16 protein-coding genes are annotated in these 16798 nt (G+C 57.7%); 8 read left to right on the top strand and 8 right to left on the bottom strand.

The features are described 5' to 3' along the window. Window positions 1–191 precede the first annotated feature (191 nt). Window positions 192–584 (bottom strand): 30S ribosomal protein S9, encoded by a 393-nt coding sequence (gene rpsI, locus CKW16_RS21420; protein WP_003216038.1) that lies wholly within the window; start codon window positions 582–584, stop codon window positions 192–194. 14 nt (window positions 585–598) lie between these two features. Beyond that, window positions 599–1027: a 50S ribosomal protein L13 gene (gene rplM / locus CKW16_RS21415; RefSeq protein WP_007905295.1), complete on the bottom strand. Its 429-nt coding sequence runs from the start codon at window positions 1025–1027 to the stop codon at window positions 599–601. A gap of 245 nt (window positions 1028–1272) precedes the next feature. On the opposite strand from rplM, the gene CKW16_RS21410 reads away from it, so the two are divergent. Beyond that, window positions 1273–2313 carry an NADP(H)-dependent aldo-keto reductase gene (locus CKW16_RS21410; RefSeq protein WP_095130461.1) on the top strand — a complete coding sequence of 347 codons (1041 nt, stop codon included), beginning with the start codon at window positions 1273–1275 and terminating at the stop codon, window positions 2311–2313. Window positions 2314–2443: 130 nt separating this feature from the next. On the opposite strand, the gene CKW16_RS21405 is transcribed toward CKW16_RS21410, so the two are convergent. Further along, on the bottom strand, window positions 2444–3580 hold the full coding sequence (locus CKW16_RS21405) for an acyl-CoA dehydrogenase family protein (protein ID WP_095130459.1): 1137 nt from the start codon (window positions 3578–3580) through the stop codon (window positions 2444–2446). Between the two features lie 244 nt (window positions 3581–3824). Here CKW16_RS21405 and CKW16_RS21400 point away from each other — a divergent pair, with 244 nt between their 5' ends. The 5 genes from CKW16_RS21400 to CKW16_RS21380 all read left to right on the top strand — a co-directional run bounded on the left by CKW16_RS21400 (window position 3825) and on the right by CKW16_RS21380 (window position 10289). Next, entirely contained in the window at window positions 3825–4721 is an 897-nt protein-coding gene (locus tag CKW16_RS21400) for a GlxA family transcriptional regulator (RefSeq protein ID WP_176471585.1), read from the top strand. Window positions 4722–4944: 223 nt separating this feature from the next. Then, complete coding sequence (locus CKW16_RS21395; protein ID WP_095130457.1) at window positions 4945–6882, top strand: NAD(P)/FAD-dependent oxidoreductase; 1938 nt, start codon at window positions 4945–4947, stop codon at window positions 6880–6882. Between the two features lie 236 nt (window positions 6883–7118). Continuing rightward, window positions 7119–8006, top strand: coding sequence for a nitrilase family protein (locus tag CKW16_RS21390; RefSeq protein ID WP_095130455.1), 888 nt, complete (start codon window positions 7119–7121; stop codon window positions 8004–8006). A 15-nt stretch (window positions 8007–8021) separates the two neighbouring features. Next, window positions 8022–9230, top strand: coding sequence for a hypothetical protein (locus tag CKW16_RS21385; RefSeq protein ID WP_095130453.1), 1209 nt, complete (start codon window positions 8022–8024; stop codon window positions 9228–9230). A 78-nt stretch (window positions 9231–9308) separates the two neighbouring features. Next, window positions 9309–10289 carry an asparaginase gene (locus tag CKW16_RS21380; protein ID WP_095130451.1) on the top strand — a complete coding sequence of 327 codons (981 nt, stop codon included), beginning with the start codon at window positions 9309–9311 and terminating at the stop codon, window positions 10287–10289. Window positions 10290–10371: 82 nt separating this feature from the next. Here CKW16_RS21380 and zapE read toward each other — a convergent pair whose 3' ends face one another. From zapE to CKW16_RS21365, 3 genes are all read right to left on the bottom strand, one after another. Continuing rightward, window positions 10372–11466: a cell division protein ZapE gene (gene zapE, locus CKW16_RS21375; RefSeq protein ID WP_046048269.1), complete on the bottom strand. Its 1095-nt coding sequence runs from the start codon at window positions 11464–11466 to the stop codon at window positions 10372–10374. Between the two features lie 91 nt (window positions 11467–11557). Then, window positions 11558–12913: a tryptophan--tRNA ligase gene (locus tag CKW16_RS21370; protein WP_095130449.1), complete on the bottom strand. Its 1356-nt coding sequence runs from the start codon at window positions 12911–12913 to the stop codon at window positions 11558–11560. A 24-nt stretch (window positions 12914–12937) separates the two neighbouring features. Next, window positions 12938–13567, bottom strand: a complete 630-nt coding sequence (locus CKW16_RS21365; protein WP_095130447.1) for an alpha/beta hydrolase — start codon at window positions 13565–13567, stop codon at window positions 12938–12940. A 144-nt stretch (window positions 13568–13711) separates the two neighbouring features. Between CKW16_RS21365 and CKW16_RS21360 the strand changes: the two genes are divergently transcribed. After that, a complete protein-coding gene (locus CKW16_RS21360; protein WP_046053408.1) occupies window positions 13712–14146 on the top strand; it encodes a YhcB family protein in 435 nt (144 codons plus the stop codon). Window positions 14147–14230: 84 nt separating this feature from the next. Here CKW16_RS21360 and CKW16_RS21355 read toward each other — a convergent pair whose 3' ends face one another. Then, entirely contained in the window at window positions 14231–14947 is a 717-nt protein-coding gene (locus CKW16_RS21355; protein ID WP_095130445.1) for an OmpA family protein, read from the bottom strand. A gap of 116 nt (window positions 14948–15063) precedes the next feature. Then, window positions 15064–15708: an MBL fold metallo-hydrolase gene (locus CKW16_RS21350; protein WP_095130443.1), complete on the bottom strand. Its 645-nt coding sequence runs from the start codon at window positions 15706–15708 to the stop codon at window positions 15064–15066. A gap of 231 nt (window positions 15709–15939) precedes the next feature. On the opposite strand from CKW16_RS21350, the gene CKW16_RS21345 reads away from it, so the two are divergent. After that, complete coding sequence (locus CKW16_RS21345; RefSeq protein WP_095130441.1) at window positions 15940–16752, top strand: PP2C family serine/threonine-protein phosphatase; 813 nt, start codon at window positions 15940–15942, stop codon at window positions 16750–16752. Window positions 16753–16798 lie beyond the last annotated feature (46 nt).

Below are 16798 nucleotides of genomic sequence, written 5' to 3'. Positions count from 1 at the left end.
TGCCGAATGGTAATGAAAAGCCCCAATTCTGACAAGGTAATTACCGAGGGGCTCCACTGCCAAGCCTTGCAGTATAGGGCTTCTACGGCTGTGGCAAGTTGTCACAGAGCAATTCTTTGATAAATCGCGCCCATAAAAAAACGCCCAGCTTCGCGAGGAAACTGGGCGTTCTTTTTGAACGTAAAAGCGAATTAACGCTTCGAGTACTGCGGACGCTTACGCGCTTTACGCAGACCAACTTTCTTACGTTCAACTTCACGTGCATCGCGAGTAACGAAGCCAGCTTTGCGCAGAGCGCCACGCAGGGTTTCGTCGTACTGCATCAGTGCGCGAGTGATACCGTGGCGGATTGCGCCAGCTTGACCACTTACACCACCACCGATCACGGTGACGTAGATGTCGAATTTCTCGACAGTCTCAGTCAGTTCCAGCGGCTGACGAACTACCATGCGGGCAGTTTCGCGGCCGAAGAAATTTTCCAGGGTGCGGTTGTTGATGGAGATGTTACCAGTACCCGGACGCAGGAAAACGCGTGCGGTTGCGGTCTTGCGACGGCCAGTGCCGTAATTTTGAGTCGCCGACATAATGAACTATTCCGTTAAAACTTCAGTTCTTGGGGCTGCTGAGCAGTATGAGGGTGTACAGCGCCCGCATAGACTTTCAGCTTACGATACATGTCGCGACCCAGCGGGTTCTTAGGCAGCATGCCTTTGACCGCGGTCTCGATCACGCGCTCAGGGGCTTTAGCGATCAGCTTTTCGAAGTTGATCGACTTGATGCCGCCCGGGAAACCGGAGTGGGAGTAGTAGATCTTGTCGGTGGTTTTAGCACCAGTTACACGAATCTGCTCGGCATTGATAACGACGATGTAATCGCCGGTGTCAACGTGAGGAGTGTACTCAGCTTTATGCTTGCCACGCAGACGGCTCGCGATTTCGGTGGCCAGACGACCCAGGGTCTGACCTGCAGCGTCGACGACAAACCAGTCGCGCTGTACTGTTTCCGGTTTAGCAGTAAAAGTTTTCATTCTTTATAGCCTCAGGGGCCGCCCTGTAAATTAGACGGCGGATCTTACTGAATAGTGCGTACTTTGACAAGTCAAAGGCAGCCGGATACAGACGCTTTCGGGGGCTCGGGTCGGCGCGTCCGTTCAACGGCAAGATTCTTCGGCGGCGGCGCATCACTTCCACTGCAGAAAGAGGTGCGCAATTATGCAGATTGCGAAAAATAATTCAACCTGCTTTTATGATTGTTTTGCCCAAGGAGCACCCGATGGACTATCGACAGCTAGGCCGAACCAATCTGAACGTGAGCGCCATCTGCCTCGGAACCATGACCTGGGGCGAGCAAAACAGCGAGGCTGAAGCCTTCGCCCAGATTGAACGGGCCAAGAGTGCCGGGATCAATTTCATCGATACCGCCGAGATGTACCCGGTGCCGCCCAAGGCCGAAACCTACGCCACCACCGAGCGCTACATCGGCAATTACTTCAAAAGCCGTGGTGATCGCGCCGACTGGATCCTGGCCAGCAAGATCGCCGGCCCCGGCAACACCATCGACTACATCCGCGACAAAAACCTGCGACACAACCGCCAGCACATCACCGAAGCCGTGGACGCCAGCCTCAAGCGCTTGCAGACCGACTACATTGACCTCTACCAGCTGCATTGGCCGGAGCGCAGCACCAATTTCTTCGGCCAACTCGGTTACAAACACCAGACCGAAGCCAACCTCACGCCGCTGGAGGACACCCTCGAAGCGCTGGACGAGCAGGTCAAGGCCGGCAAGATCCGCCACATCGGCCTGTCCAATGAAACGCCATGGGGCACCATGCGTTTCCTCGCCCTGGCGGAAGCCCGTGGCTGGCCGCGCGCGGTGTCGATCCAGAACCCGTACAACCTGCTCAACCGCAGCTTCGAAGTCGGTCTGGCAGAAATTGCCATCCGCGAACAGTGCGGCCTGCTCGCCTATTCGCCGCTGGCGTTCGGTTTCCTGTCGGGCAAGTACGAAGGTGGCGCGCGTCCGCCCAAAGGCCGCTTGAGCCTCTACAGCCGCTTCAGCCGCTATTTCAACCCGCAATCGGAAGCAGCGTGCAGTCGTTATGTGGCACTGGCGCGTGAACACGGCCTGGACCCGGCGCAAATGGCGCTGGCGTTCGTTACGCAGCAGCCGTTTGTGACCAGCAACATCATTGGCGCGACGACGATGGAGCAGCTTGAAAGCAATTTAGCGAGCTTCGAGTTGAAGCTGTCGGATGAAGTACTGGAGGGGATTGAGGCGATTCACAAGGATCACCCGAACCCTGCTCCGTAACTTACGACAATGATCGTTCCCACGCTCTGCGTGGGAATGCATCCCGTGACGCTCCGCGTCACTTCCAAAGCGGACGCAGAGCGTCCATGGCGGCATTCCCACGCAGAGCATGGGAACGATCAACGCTGCATTACAGCGACCGCGCAATAATCTCCTTCATGATTTCGTTGGTCCCCGCATAAATCCGCTGCACCCGCGCATCCGCCCACGCCCGGGCGATCGGGTATTCCCACATGAAACCGTAGCCGCCATGCAACTGCACGCACTCGTCGAGCACCTTGCATTGCAGGTCAGTGCCCCAATACTTGGCCATCGCCGCGGTCGGCACGTCGAGCTTGCCTTGCAGGTGCAGTTCCAGACAGCGATCGACGAAGACCCGACCGATCTGAATCTCGGTCGCCATCTCCGCCAGTTTGAAACGGGTGTTCTGGAAGTCGGCGATCGCCTTGCCGAATGCCTTGCGCTCGCGGGTGTAATCCAGCGTCCATTGCAACGCAGCTTCAGCCGAAGCCAGCCCGCCGATGGCAACGGTAAGACGCTCTTGAGGCAATTCCTGCATCAGGTAAGCGAAGCCCATCCCGGTCTGCCCCAGCAGGTTTTCCTTGGGTACCCGAACGTCCTGGAAGAACAGCTCCGAGGTGTCCTGAGCCTTCATGCCGACTTTTTCCAGACGCTTGCCCTTGGCGAAGCCTGGGGTGTTGGCTTCCACCAGAAACAGGCTGGTGCCTTTCGCGCCAGCCTTCGGATCGGTCTTGGCCACGACAATCACCAGGTCAGCGAGAAAGCCGTTGGTGATGAACGTCTTCGAACCGTTGATCACATACTCGTCGCCATCGAGCACCGCGGTGGTTTTCACCCCTTGCAGGTCGGAACCGGCACCCGGCTCTGTCATGGCAATCGCCGTGACCATCTCGCCAGACACCAGTTTCGGCAGGTATTTGTGTTTCAGCGCTTCACTGCCGTAATGCAGGATGTAAGGCGCGACGATGTCCGAATGCAGGGAAAAACCGATACCGGTCAGGCCGAGACGACCGACCTCTTCGATCACCACCGCACTGTAGAGAAAGTCCGCCCCCAGGCCGCCGTATTCTTCCGGCAGATGCGAACACAGCATCCCCGCCTCCCCTGCCTTGTTCCAGAGTTTGCGGTCGATATAGCCTTGTTTCTCCCATTGCCCATGGAACGGCACGGCCTCTTTTTCGAGGAACGTTCGCACGCTGTCGCGAAAAAGTTCGTGCTCGGAACTGAACAAGGTTCTGGGGATCATGCGGCACCTGTCGTTATTGTTAGCCGGAATTGACCTTCAGAGACTATGCCCTGCATCCGATACAGGACACTGGACACATCCGACAAAAAATAAGACGATCCAGCCGTCTGGTGACCACTTTCCCCTATAAGAATAAAGTTGAATTATGTCTAACCAAGTCTCCACGCCCTTGCGGCGCGTCAGCATCCTGGCTATCGACCGGGTTTTCGCTTCCACCCTCATGCAAGCCAAGGATTTCTTCCACCTGGCCAGCCTGCGTTACGGCAAACAACTGGGCCAAGGCTTGACTCCGGCGTTCGAAACCCGCCTGGTCAGCCCCGACGGCAAACCGGTGAACAGCTTCAGCGATGTGATCATCCCGGTGGACGGCGGCCTGGAAAACGCCGACATAATTGTCCTTCCAGCCTTCTGGGACGATTTCGACACCCTTTGCCAACGTTATCCACAAGTCCTGCCCTGGCTGCGTCAGCAACATGCTCGCGGCGCGGTACTGTGCGGCGAGGCCACCGGGGTGTTCTGGCTGGCCGAGGCCGGGCTGCTCGACGGCAAGGAAGCGACCACTTACTGGCGCTTCTTCAATGCGTTTGCCGAACGCTTCCCGCGGGTTCAGCTCAATCAGGACAAGCACCTGACCGATGCCGACAACCTGTATTGCGCGGGCGGCACCACCTCGGCCTGCGACCTTTACATTTACCTGATCGAACGCTTCTGCGGCGCCAACGTGTCCCAGGCCGTGGCGCGGGACATTCTTTATGAAGTGCAGCGCAGCTACTCGCCAGGACGAATCGGTTTCGGCGGTCAGAAGCTGCACCAGGATGTGATCATCCTGCAGATCCAGCACTGGCTCGAAGAACACTTCGCCGACAAATTCCGCTTCGAAGACGTGGCTCGCGAACACGGCATGAGCATCCGCAATTTCATGCGGCGCTTCCAGACCGCCACCGGTGACAAGCCGCTGCATTACCTGCAACGACTGCGCATCGAAACCGCCAAGGGTCTGCTCTCCGGCAGCCGCAAGAGCATCAAGACCATCAGCTATGAAGTCGGTTACGACGATGCGAGCTTCTTCGCTCGGCTGTTCCGCCAGCATACCGAGCTGTCGCCGAACCAGTATCGGCAGCAGTTTCAACAGGCTGCATAACTGTTGATACAGGCGTCGCCACGGAATTGCCGAGCGGCGCCTGCTTCAGAATTAAACTGCAAACACCAACAACGTTTAAAGTTAACGATCGAGTGATTATTTCCCTTACATGAAAAACGGAATGCGGAGTACCGAACTAGTCCTTTGGACGCTTGCGAGCCGCTGACCGAAAACCCACTCTATTCTTCCCGCCAGCTGAACTGCATTTCAGGGAAGATCAACAATGACAATAGATACAAGTTCCCAGCTTCTCTCACTTAACGACAAGACCGAAAATCTCCAGGCTAAAAATAAATGGTCAGGCCGATTCCCAAATCCGCCAGACTTATGCTTTGACTACCGGGCGTTAATTGAACAGGAACACGGCGTAGCAAAGGCAACTGATCCCACCCATAAAATATGCATCATTGGCGCAGGCGTTACCGGACTCACTGCTGCCCGAGAACTTTATCGTTGCGGTTTTACCGACGTGACACTGATAGAACAATCGACACGCATTGGCGGCAGGCACCTGACCGTCCATGGCAGCCATCCAATAAAAGAAAGTCATACACCTTTCGAGATGGGCGCCATGCGCCTGCCATTCTTCAATAGAGAAAACGAGCCACCCAAAGAAGGTCGATCGCTGATGGCTTACTACGCCAAGGCATTTGACCTGACGTTATCGGACTTCCCCAATCCGGGAAGTCAGTGGGTGAGTTCGACAGGCATTTATCTTCAGGAAGGCAGCCTGGGTGGTCGCGCGGATCCGCACATGTTGATCTGGACGAATGAAGACGGCTTGACGCCTCCACCCGACGAGGCGCTGCAAACGGTTTATGCCAAGTGGAAAGCCTTTGCCGCCAGGATGACTCGCCAGATTGCGCTGATCTACGCCACACAGGAGTGGGAAGCCGTCTGGGCGGCCATCGTCGATAGGTACGAGCGTGTTTCGTTTCGCGACCTGGTCTGCATGCCGGTGCTGGAAACCTGGAACAAGGACAAACCCGGGGATTTCGGCGGAGTCGGAATGACTTCGCATGAATCAACCCTGTTCTATTCGATCGGCATCGGCGATGGCAGCTGGGGCGCTTTTTATGACGTGTGCGCACTCTACCCGCTGCGTACCGCCATTTTCGGATTCAGCAGTCGCCTGCAACTGGTTCACGGTCGGGTCGATTCGTGCGGCGAACCGCTTCCCGCGCCTTACTTGCACAGCGACGCTGTTCTCGATGCGAAGGGCCTGCCTTTCGACAGCCCGCGCTACATCGGCCTCGCGGCGCTGGACGAATGCCTGCTGTTCATGAACACCGACAGCGCGCACACGTCGTTCTACGAACATTGTCTTGAAAGAGGCGACGGTTTTTTCACCGATTCATCCGTCAACAAACTGAAGAAGCTGGACGATCAAAAAGTACGCGTCTACTACACATGGAAATTCAGCCAGCCCTGTCAATCGCAGGAACTGTTCGATGACTTTGACGCTGTCATCATGACCCTGCCTTCATGGTTGATTGAAACAAGTATCCGGCTCGAAAACTTCAATCAGCAGATGCTGCCATTCGCGATGATCAACGCTTACAAAACAGCGCACTGGGAAACAAGTTGCAAAGTGTACGCCCCCTTGAACAAATCATTCCTTTCAAGCCAAACCCGAATCCCCCACGCCATTGTGACCGACAGTTTCATTCACGACGTATACAGCTATCGCTATAACGAGAATTATCCATACGACTGCATATTATTAAGTTACACATGGGAGGATGACGCCACCAAACTGGCGCTGTTTAACGACCAGGAACTGGTGACGAAGTGCGTGGAGGAACTCGACCGGATACTGATGAATTCCGCCAATATCCAGCAGAAGATTTCTCCCTACATTAAAACTGAACATGCCGTGGTCCAACGCTGGATGACGGACAGAAACGCTTTGGGCTGCGCAAAGCTATACAGGCCCGGCACTTATTACGACGCGGTGAGCCTGATGAAGTACAACCGGGATTTCTCGCCTGTGTCCGGCCTGTATTTTTCCGGCGAATCGTTTTCAGTCGATGCCGGCTGGACAGAGCCCTGCTTTCGCGGCGCCGTGGATGCCGTGATTCATATCTGCAATAAAACCGCAGCGGTATTCAACGGCGGATTCTGCATGAGCGACTACCCGCACTACCGCATCCGCAACTGACACCCGGCTCCATCTCGGAACCAATGCGCCCTGCGCGTTGGTTCTGTCTCTGCGTAACCGCTCTATTACGCCACCTTGCGCCCCGACAGAAGTATTCGGGCGCTCTGCCCTGCGCGATCTTCGGACACGGACTACAGCTCAAACGGAAGCCGCTGACTTACGTAAAAACGCCATTTCAACTCTTATAAACACGCAACTAAACAGCGTGAAAAACAATAAAAAAGAGGTCATCGAGAATGAGCGAGCCAACAAGTCCTGTTCGTGTAGCCGTCGTGCAATTCGACCCACAAGTCGGCAAAGAGAAACGCGCAGGTAATCTGCGTCATGGTCTGGAGTTGGCCCTGGAAGCGGTAAACGGCGGTGCCAATCTCATCGTGCTGCCCGAGCTTTGCAGCACAGGTTATTTCTTCAGCAATCGGCAAGACGCGTTCGACCATTCGGAGGTGATTCCCGACGGGCCGAGTGTGCAAATCTGGGTGGACTTCGCCCGCCAGCACAAGGTTTACCTGGTGGCCGGCTTGACCGAGCGCGATGGCATGCGGCTGTTCAACACCGGCGTTCTGGTCGGGCCTGACGGTTTTATCGGCAAGTATCGCAAAGCCCATTTGTGGAACCTGGAGAAGCTGTGGTTCACACCGGGAGATCAGGGCTTTCCGGTTTTCGATACGCCTATTGGCCGTATCGGATTGTTGATCTGCTGGGATATCTGGTTCCCGGAAGTGCCGCGAATCCTCAGTCAGCAAGGCGCGGACATCATTTGCAGCCTGAACAACTGGGTGTGGACGCCTCCGCCGCTGTTCGATGACGCCGGCAAGTGCATGGCGTCGTACCTGACGATGACGGCAGCTCACGTCAACAATGTGTTTATTGCGGCGGCGAGCCGGATCGGCGAAGAGCGAGGTGCACGTTACCTGGGCTGCTCGCTGATCGCGGGCACCAACGGCTGGCCGATTGGCCTGGTGGCCTCAGCAGACAAGCAGGAAATCCTGTTTGCCGACATCGACCTGACCAGCTCGCGCAGCGCGCCCATCTGGAACAACCTGAACGATTTGCATCGCGATCGTCGAACCGACCTCTACGATCAAATGCTCGGTTACACCCAGCACCCTTGTCTGCCGCGCTGATAAGGGGAATGACTGATGGAAACCACAAACGAAAAACCGCAAAACCGGCTTGCCGCCAGGTCGCGGCTGGATATGGCGATCATCTGGCTGATGCTCAGCACGACTCTGTTGATCATCTGGCTCTCATTCACCTACCGGACATCCTGGTCAGCCCATTGGCCAGACTACAGTCACATGGTGTCGAGCCTCCCGGAGCCCAGTGCCTGGCTGCGTTGGGTCTTGGGAGACATCAGCGAGGTGGCGTTCTACAAACATGAGTTCGCTTCGATCGGGTTGCTTGCAGGCGCCTACCTGGCCTACTGGGCGAATAGAACGGGAAAAGCCTGGCAAGGCTTTGCCATCTCCTACGGGACGGGATTATGGCCGTGGCTCGTCACCAGCTCGTTGCTGGGCCTGTTGTTGAGCAACCTGCTGTGGGGCTGGACGGTCACGGCCACCCGTTGGCAACCGACGTTTGCGGCGTTTGTTTCGCTGCCGGCGGCGATGGTGCTGATGTTTGGCGGCGGCTGGAAGGTCACAATCAATGGCGCAATCATGGGCGCCGTGTTCGTCACTCCGATGTGCTTGTTGATCGTCAATTACGTCTGCAACCCCCTCGGATTGCCGGCGGTGATCGGCAATGTCACGGGCATGGCGGTCGCCAGCGTCGGCGCTTTTCTGCTCTGTCGTTACCTGCCGAGCCTGGTGAAGTCCGACCCACCCAAGAAACCGTCCCCCCCTGTGCCCGTACCCGCCATCACCAAAACGCCCGATTATGGTGTCGTGTGGAGCCTGCGCCGGGTGTTGGCCGACTTTTCGGAAGCGCCGTTCTTTGGCAATGAATGGGCCAGTCTCGGTTTGATCGCGGGCGCCTTGATGGCTTACACCTTGAACCCCACAAGCCCGGTGTATGGCACGGGCTTGCTGCCCCAACTGATCGCCGCGCAAGCCTTGACCTCGGCGTTAGGCGTAGTGATCTGGCGTCAGCAATGGATATTGCGCGGCTGGTATCCCACCTACGTTCCGTTGGTGTCAGTCGTACCGGCGGCCGTTCTGACGTACGGCGGCAGCTGGCAGGTTATCGCCTCAAGCGCACTGCTGGGGGCATTGATTGCGCCACCACTGGCATGCGCGATTGCCAAGCGGTTGCCGGCCGACATGCACGGTTTCATCGGCAATGTACTGGCCATGGCCATCAGCACGTTGCTGATCATTCCGTTTATTGGACTGCTGGTAGCCCGCTGACGAACGTCGCGACCGGGCTGTATCACGGACTCAAATCCGGATACAGCCACCTCTCATCACACGCTAATGAGGTATCACATGGACCTGCCCAAACTGGCCATTGCAGCGCTCGGCGGCACCGTGAGCATGCAAGCCAGGAACGCTGGCGAAGGGGTAATCCCGACCGTCAGCGGCGAAACCCTGCTGGCCTCGGTGCCAGAGTTGGCGACCTTGGCACGGGTCACCGTAGAAACGCTCGGACTGTTGCCCAGCGCCTCACTGGATTTCGACTTTTTGCTGAGCGTCCTTTCCTGGGCGAATTTCCAGATCAAGCAAGGTGCCGTCGGTGTCGTCATTACCCAGGGCACGGACACACTTGAAGAATCAGCCACGTTTTTTGACCATTTGTGGGACCACGAAGAACCGCTGGTCCTGACCGGTGCCATGCGCTCGGCAGCCCAGCCGGGAGCCGATGGCCCGGCAAATCTGCTGGATGCTTGCCGAGTCGCACTGGCTGAAGACAGTCGACTGCGAGGCGTTCAGGTGGTTATGAACGGGCAGATTCACCCGGCATGCCGCGTGCGTAAAACCGATTCATTGGCAGTGCAGGCGTTTTCCTCTCCAGTCTTTGGCCCCGCCGGCATGCTCGTCGAAAACGCCGTCCGCTATGTGCGCCCACCGGCCCAGCGAACGGTTTTGCCGTTGCCGCAACAGACCACACAGAAGGTTGCGATGCTGGAGGCGTCGCTCTCTGCCGACACGCTGTTACTGGAGAACATTCTCGATCTTGGCTATGACGGACTGGTGATCGGCGGTTTCGGTGCCGGACATGTTTCGGAGCGTTGGGCCGAGGTTATCAAGCACATCGCCAAGAAGATTCCGGTGATCATCGCAACCCGGACCGGTTCCGGTTCCACCGCGCAATCTTCCTACGGTTTTATTGGCGGCGAGATGGACCTGATTCGTAAAGGTGCATCAATGGCCGGATTCCTCTGCCCGCGCAAAGCCCGGGTCTTGTTGTGGCTGCTCATTGGCTGCCAGCGACAAGATGAACTGGCGCGGTATCTCTTGGAAGACTGACACAGGGGTACAGCAGCCAGTAGGGATCTACAGCGCACAAAAAAGGCCTGCAATGCAGGCCTTTCTCATTTACCGAAATGTCCTACGGCTTGTGTGCCCGAGACAGGAATTCGTGAGACTGCATTTCCAGCAGACGACTGAGGGTGCGCTGGAACTCGAAGTTCAGGCGACCGCCGGTGTAGAGGTCTTTGAGCTCGACTTCAGCGGAAATGATCAGCTTCACGTTGCGGTCGTAGAACTCGTCGACCATGTTGATAAAACGTCGGGCGATGTCGTCGGTGGTGACGCTCATCTGCTCGACACCGCTGAGCAACACGGCGTGGAAGATCTTGCCCAGTTCGATGTAGTCGTTCTGGCTGCGCGGGCCGTCGCAGAGTTCGCGGAAGTCGAACCAGGCCACGTCATCGCAGGTGCGCACGGCACGGATTTCGCGGTTCTCGATCATCAACACATCGTTCTCGATGGCTGCCGTGCATTCCGGCGTCAGGGCGCGGAAGCTCTTGCGCAGGCTTTCGTGGGACGCATCATCCAGCGGAAAGTGGAACAGCTCCGCTTGCTCAAGGTGACGCAGACGATAATCGACGCCGCTGTCGACGTTGACGATCTCGGTGTTCTGCTTGATCAGCGCAATGGCTGGCAGGAAGCGCGCACGTTGCAGGCCGTCCTTGTACAAACCGTCCGGCACGATGTTCGAGGTCGCGACCAGGGTCACGCCGTTCTTGAACAGCTCTTCCATCAGCGTGCCGAGGATCATCGCGTCGGTGATGTCAGACACGAAGAACTCATCGAAACAAATCACCCGGGCTTCATCGGAGAAGCGCTTGGCGATGATGGTCAGCGGGTTTTTCTCGCCGCCGAGGGTCTTCATCTCTTCGTGCACGCGCTTCATGAAGCGGTGGAAGTGAGTGCGGACCTTTTCCTTGAACGGCAGCGCTTCGAAGAAGGTGTCGACCAGATAGGTCTTGCCACGGCCGACGCCGCCCCAGAAGTACAGACCCTTGACCGGTGCCGCGTCTTTCTTGCCAAACAGTTTGCCGAACAGACCCGGTTTGCTGTGCGAGGCCGCGACCAGATCGTCGTACAGGCGCTGCAAATGGCGCACCGCAGTTTCCTGCGCGGCGTCATGGAAGAATTCCGGGCGTTTCAGATCAGCTTGATATCGTTCTAGGGGCGTCATAATTCGTTAGCAAGGCAACAAAAACGGGCCGTCACTGTAGCGACGGCCCGTGGGAATGGCAATCGGCCCTTGGTCGGGCCGAGCCGCTGATTTATTCCTGAACCGGCGTCAGAGCAACCCGCAGGGTCTCGATGGCAGCATCGCGAGCGGCGCTGTCAGCAAAGGCCGGGCTGTCGGCAACGCACTCGCCTTCGAGCCAGACGCTGAAGCTCAGGTCTTCGTTGCGCACGTCCAATGGCTGACCCGATTGCAGTTGCTTGGTCACCTGGCCTGCGGTTTTACCGTCGGCGAAGTTGCGCGACAGCAGCAGTTGCTCGCCGTCGGCCGCCAGCAGACGGAAGCGGAAACTGCCGTCGTCTTCACGGAAGCTGACGAAACGCGCGGCTTTCGCGGCTTTCTTCTTGGTGGTGGCAGCGACTTGAGTTTGAGCGACGAAAGAGCGCAGGCCAACCGCTTCACGCAGTTCGTGGAGGAACGGTGTCGCCACCGAACGAGCCTTTTTGGCGCCGATCTGCAGGATGTCTTCCAGGTCTGCCGGACGTTCGATCAGCTGGTAATAACGCTCGCGGGACTCGCCCAGCTCGCTGTCGAGCAGCTGGATCAGACGATTCTTCGCCTCACCCCAACCCAGGCCCTGCAACAGTTCGCTGCGGAATTCGTCGGACTGCGCCGGGGTGGCGAAGGCCTGGAACAAGGTGAACAGGTGCGAGTTGTCCGGATCTTTCGCCTCGCCCGGTGCACGGGAGTCGGTAACGATCCGCGAAATGGCGTCCTTCATTTCCTTGGCGCTGCTGAACAACGGAATGGTGTTGTCGTAGCTCTTCGACATCTTGCGACCGTCGAGGCCTGGCAGCGTGGCGACGCTTTCTTCGATCAGCGCCTCAGGCATGGTGAAGAACTCTTTGCCCTGACCGAACAGATGGTTGAAGCGTTGACCGATGTCACGGGCCATTTCCACGTGCTGGATCTGGTCACGGCCGACCGGCACCTTGTGGGCGTTGAACATCAGAATGTCCGCGGCCATCAGCACCGGGTAGCTGTACAAGCCCATGGTGATGCCAGCGTCCGGGTCTTCGCCGGTTTCGACGTTCTTGTCCACCGAAGCCTTGTAGGCGTGGGCGCGATTGAGCAGGCCCTTGGCGGCGACGCAGGTCAGCAGCCAGGTCAGCTCGGGGATTTCCGGGATGTCGGACTGGCGATAGAAGGTTACGCGGTCCACATCCAGGCCACCGGCCAGCCAGGTCGCGGCGATTTCCAGACGCGAGCGCTGGATGCGCAGCGGGTCATCGCATTTGATCAGGGCGTGGTAGTCGGCCAGGAAGTAGAACGAATCGGCATTGCTGTCACGGCTGGCGATGATCGCCGGACGGATGGCGCCGGCGTAGTTGCCCAGGTGCGGCGTGCCGGTGGTGGTGATGCCGGTGAGGATACGGGTACGAGTCGTCATGGGTAATCGCTTGTCAGACTGCAATCAATTCGAAAGACGCGGCAGGATCAGATCCTTGAGATCGGTCAGCTTGCCATGAAAAAAGTGTCCGCATTCTGCCACTTTCAGCAGCTCATGGGGGCGCTCGAGTTTCGAGGACCAGTCGTAGACGGCTTGCGGGTCGATGACTTCGTCGGTTTCTGGCTGGATCAGGGTCAACGGGCAGTTGACCGGCAACAGGTCATAACCGTTGAGGCGAGTGACAGCAGCCGCGACCATGAACAAATGTTTCAGCTGTTCGCCCTTCGCTTCCAGGCGTCCGCCGAGACTGGCGGCAACAAAACCGCCGAAGGAGAAACCGAACAGCGTCAGCGGCAATTCCGGGTGCTTGGCCCGCAGCCATTCGGCGGCGGCCTGGGCATCATCGACTTCACCCGTGCCCATATCGTGAGTGCCTTCACTGGCACCGACGCCACGGTAGTTGAAACGCAAAGTAATCAAACCGGCGTCGCGCGCGGTGCGCTGCAAGGTCGAGACGACTTTGTTGAGCATGGTGCCGCCCTGCACCGGGTTCGGGTGGCAGATCAGCGCAATGCCGCGTGGCTGCTCATTGTCCAGGTAAAGGGCTTCCAGTTGGCCGACCGGGCCATCAATCACTACAGGGGTTTCGCGCATAAGCAAGGAAGGAACTCCGTGACCTCAAATCGGGTCGACTCGTCTAGCAAATTGTCTGTGCCAATCTATTGCGAGTGAATCGCGGTATACAGCGCAGGTTCGAGCCGTTAACGTAAAGCAAAGCCGTTTATAGAGGAAGGACTCGTGGAACACTCGCTCTTAGTTTGGTTGTTGCCGACTCTTGCCCTGGTTGTGGGTGTCGCCATTGGTTTCCTGATCGCTCGCCTGGTGCCGAATGCCGCGCCTAGCAGCACACAACGTCAGCTGGATGACATTCAGGAACGTTTCGACAGTTATCAGAACGAGGTGGTCACCCACTTCAACAGCACTGCAACCCTGGTCAAGAAACTGACTGCGAGCTATCAGGAAGTGCAGGATCATCTCGCCGAGGGTGCCAACCGCCTGGCCCTGGACGAGCAAACCCGCCAACGCCTGCTGGCCTCGCTGCACGCCGATGCGGCAGCCGCCCCACGGGAACGCCTGACGCCGCCGCGCAATCAGGAGCCACCTCGCGACTACGCCCCCAAAGCCCCGAACGCACCGGGCATGCTCGATGAGCATTACGGCCTGAAGAAGTAATCAGGTTTCGCGCGACACAAAAAAGCCCGCCCGATCTGTTGAGGATCGGGCGGGCTTTTTTACGCCTGGAGTTCAGTCAGGCTGTTACTGGTACTGCTGGGTCGGTTGCTGATACTGCTGACCCGGAATCGCCTTCAGGTTGACCTCGACCCGACGGTTCTGCGCCCGGCCATTGACGTCACCGTTGCTGGCAATCGGGTTATCCGGCCCGGCACCGCGAGCCGACAGGTTGGCACCGCTCACGCCCTGCGACGTCAGGTAAGTCGCCACGCTCTGGGCGCGACGCTGGGACAGGTCCATGTTGTGCTGGCGGCTGCCGGTGCTGTCGGTGTAGCCGACGATCTCGATCTGGTTCTGGCTGAACTCCTTGAGCGAGCCCGCCAGATTGTTCAGCGGCTGATAGAAACCCGACGCGATGTTCGCCGAATCGGTAGCGAAGGTGATGTTACCCGGCATGATCAGTTTGATCTGATCGCCCTGGCGCTGCACTTCCACCCCGGTGTTGGCCATGCTGGCGCGCAGCTTTTTCTCTTGCTGGTCGGCGTAATAACCGTAACCGGCGGCGGAAGCACCCACCACCGCAGCGCCAATCAGCGCGCCCTTGCCACGGTTATCGTGACTGATGGCGGCACCGGCCAAAGCACCGGCCAGAGCGCCGAGGCCACCGTATTTAGCGGTTTTGCTCATGCCCGTGGAACCACCGTCGGCCTGGCCCTGGTTGTCGTAAGGGTTAGGCGAGGCGCAGCCAGACAGCAAGGCCACAGCCGTAGCGACAATAATCAAACGCTGCTTGGTGAACATGAAGAGCTCCTGGTTTTTGCATTCTGTGGTGCAACGGACTAAGGCATTAAACCTTTGCGGGCGTTGGATCATTGCGGATGAAAATAATTCCGCCACGCCCCTCACAACGCTAGATATCACACCCGCACAAAAGGGTTCTCGCGCATTTCATCGCCCAGACGGGTGTCCGGACCATGCCCGGTCACCACCGTCGCCTCTTCGTCGAGGGTGTACAGCCGCTGCTTGATCGACCGCACGATGGTCGCCTGATCGCCACCCCACAAATCCGTGCGCCCTACCCCGCGACGAAACAACGTGTCACCGGCAATCAGCAGCTTAGCCTCTGAAAACCAAAAGCTCATGGAGCCCGGCGTATGACCCGGCGTGTGCAACGCCACGCCACAGCCGCAGGCCAGTTCTTCATCATCGGCCAACCAGCGATCCGGCGGTGGCACCGGCGTGTAGGGCACACCGAACATCTGGCACTGCATTTCCAGGTTGTCCCACAGAAATTGATCTTCTTTATGCAGGTGCAGGGTTGCGCCGGTTTTCTCCTTCAACTGACCGGAAGCCAGGAAGTGATCGAGGTGTGCATGGGTATGGATGATGCTGACCACCTTCAAGCCCAGCGCGTCGAGCCGCGCGAGGATCAGTTCGTGATTACCGCCCGGATCCACCACGATGGCCTTTTTGGTGATCGGATCGCCGATGATCGTGCAGTTGCACTGCAAAGGGCCGACGGGGAAGGTTTCGCGGATGAGGGCTGTATTCGGGGTTTGCATGGGTTTAATCCTGGTGCCAAGGCTGGGTACTGCGGTTATGATCCGCAAAATTGATAGGTTATCCTCGCGCCGCGCCTATTTGAAACAGGACGGCAGGAAGCCAATGCCTGGTTCAAACGACTCTTGAAGCGTTTTTTGTAACGCTCAGCCCAAAAGGATAATCCCATGCAAGAAGACTATCTCCTTCGTCAGGACATTAAAGGTATCGAAGCCTGGGCACAGGTCTGAACCATGCCTGAGATTCCGGAAGACTTCAGCTGTAAAACGGCCTGCGCGTTTGTGGCAGGACGCGAACACCTCAGAACTCAAACGCCTTGCCAGGACTATGCCGCGGCCAGAGAGTCCAACGAGGTGACCTGCATTTCATTGGCGGTTGGGGCTGGCTCCAGTTCCGAAATCGGCGCCCAAGTAGCGGTCACGGCCACCCTGGCCTTTGTCTGCAAAAACTTTGAAAGCCTCTGGCAAAACATGGACAAACACAACGCGAAGGCAGCCCAGCGCCTGGTTAATCGCTGCCTGGACGCGTTCAGACGCAAAGCTGCAAAGCTTGGCGGCGATATCAACGACCTGGCCTGTACCTTGTCGTTCGTCGCTTACTCACGAGGCCGCTACCTCGCAGGTCACTTGGGCGATGGCGTCATCGCAAGCGTTGATGCGGACGGACAACTTCAGGCCCTTTCTCATCCAGAAAATGGTGAGTCGGCCAATACCGCCCCGTTGCTGACTGACCATAAAGCGGCGTCGCGGCTCAGGTTGTACCGTGGGCAAATCGAAGCCACGACGGGCTTCGCGATCATGAGCGACGGCACCGCGCAAAGTCTCTATGACAAATCCAGTGGCGTCCCTGCCCCAGCGATCCAAAAGCTGCTGGAGTGGAATGCAACGTTGCCCAGAAAAAAAATGAGGGAAGTGTTGGGTGACAACTTGCAACAGTCCATTGCCAGTAAGACCGGAGATGACTGCTCCATCGGCTTACTGTCGATCCTGAAGCGCTCCATCGACGTGGGGCAGACATCCGGAGTAACTGTCTCAGAGGAGACATGACCGAAAACCTCTGATCGCAAGACCCAACTTGCTTCGGAGGTCTTCA

This window comes from Pseudomonas sp. Irchel s3h14, assembly GCF_900187425.1.
In the GTDB taxonomy this organism is placed as follows: Bacteria; Pseudomonadota; Gammaproteobacteria; order Pseudomonadales; family Pseudomonadaceae; genus Aquipseudomonas.
This window is presented reverse-complemented; position numbering and strand designations above follow the sequence as displayed.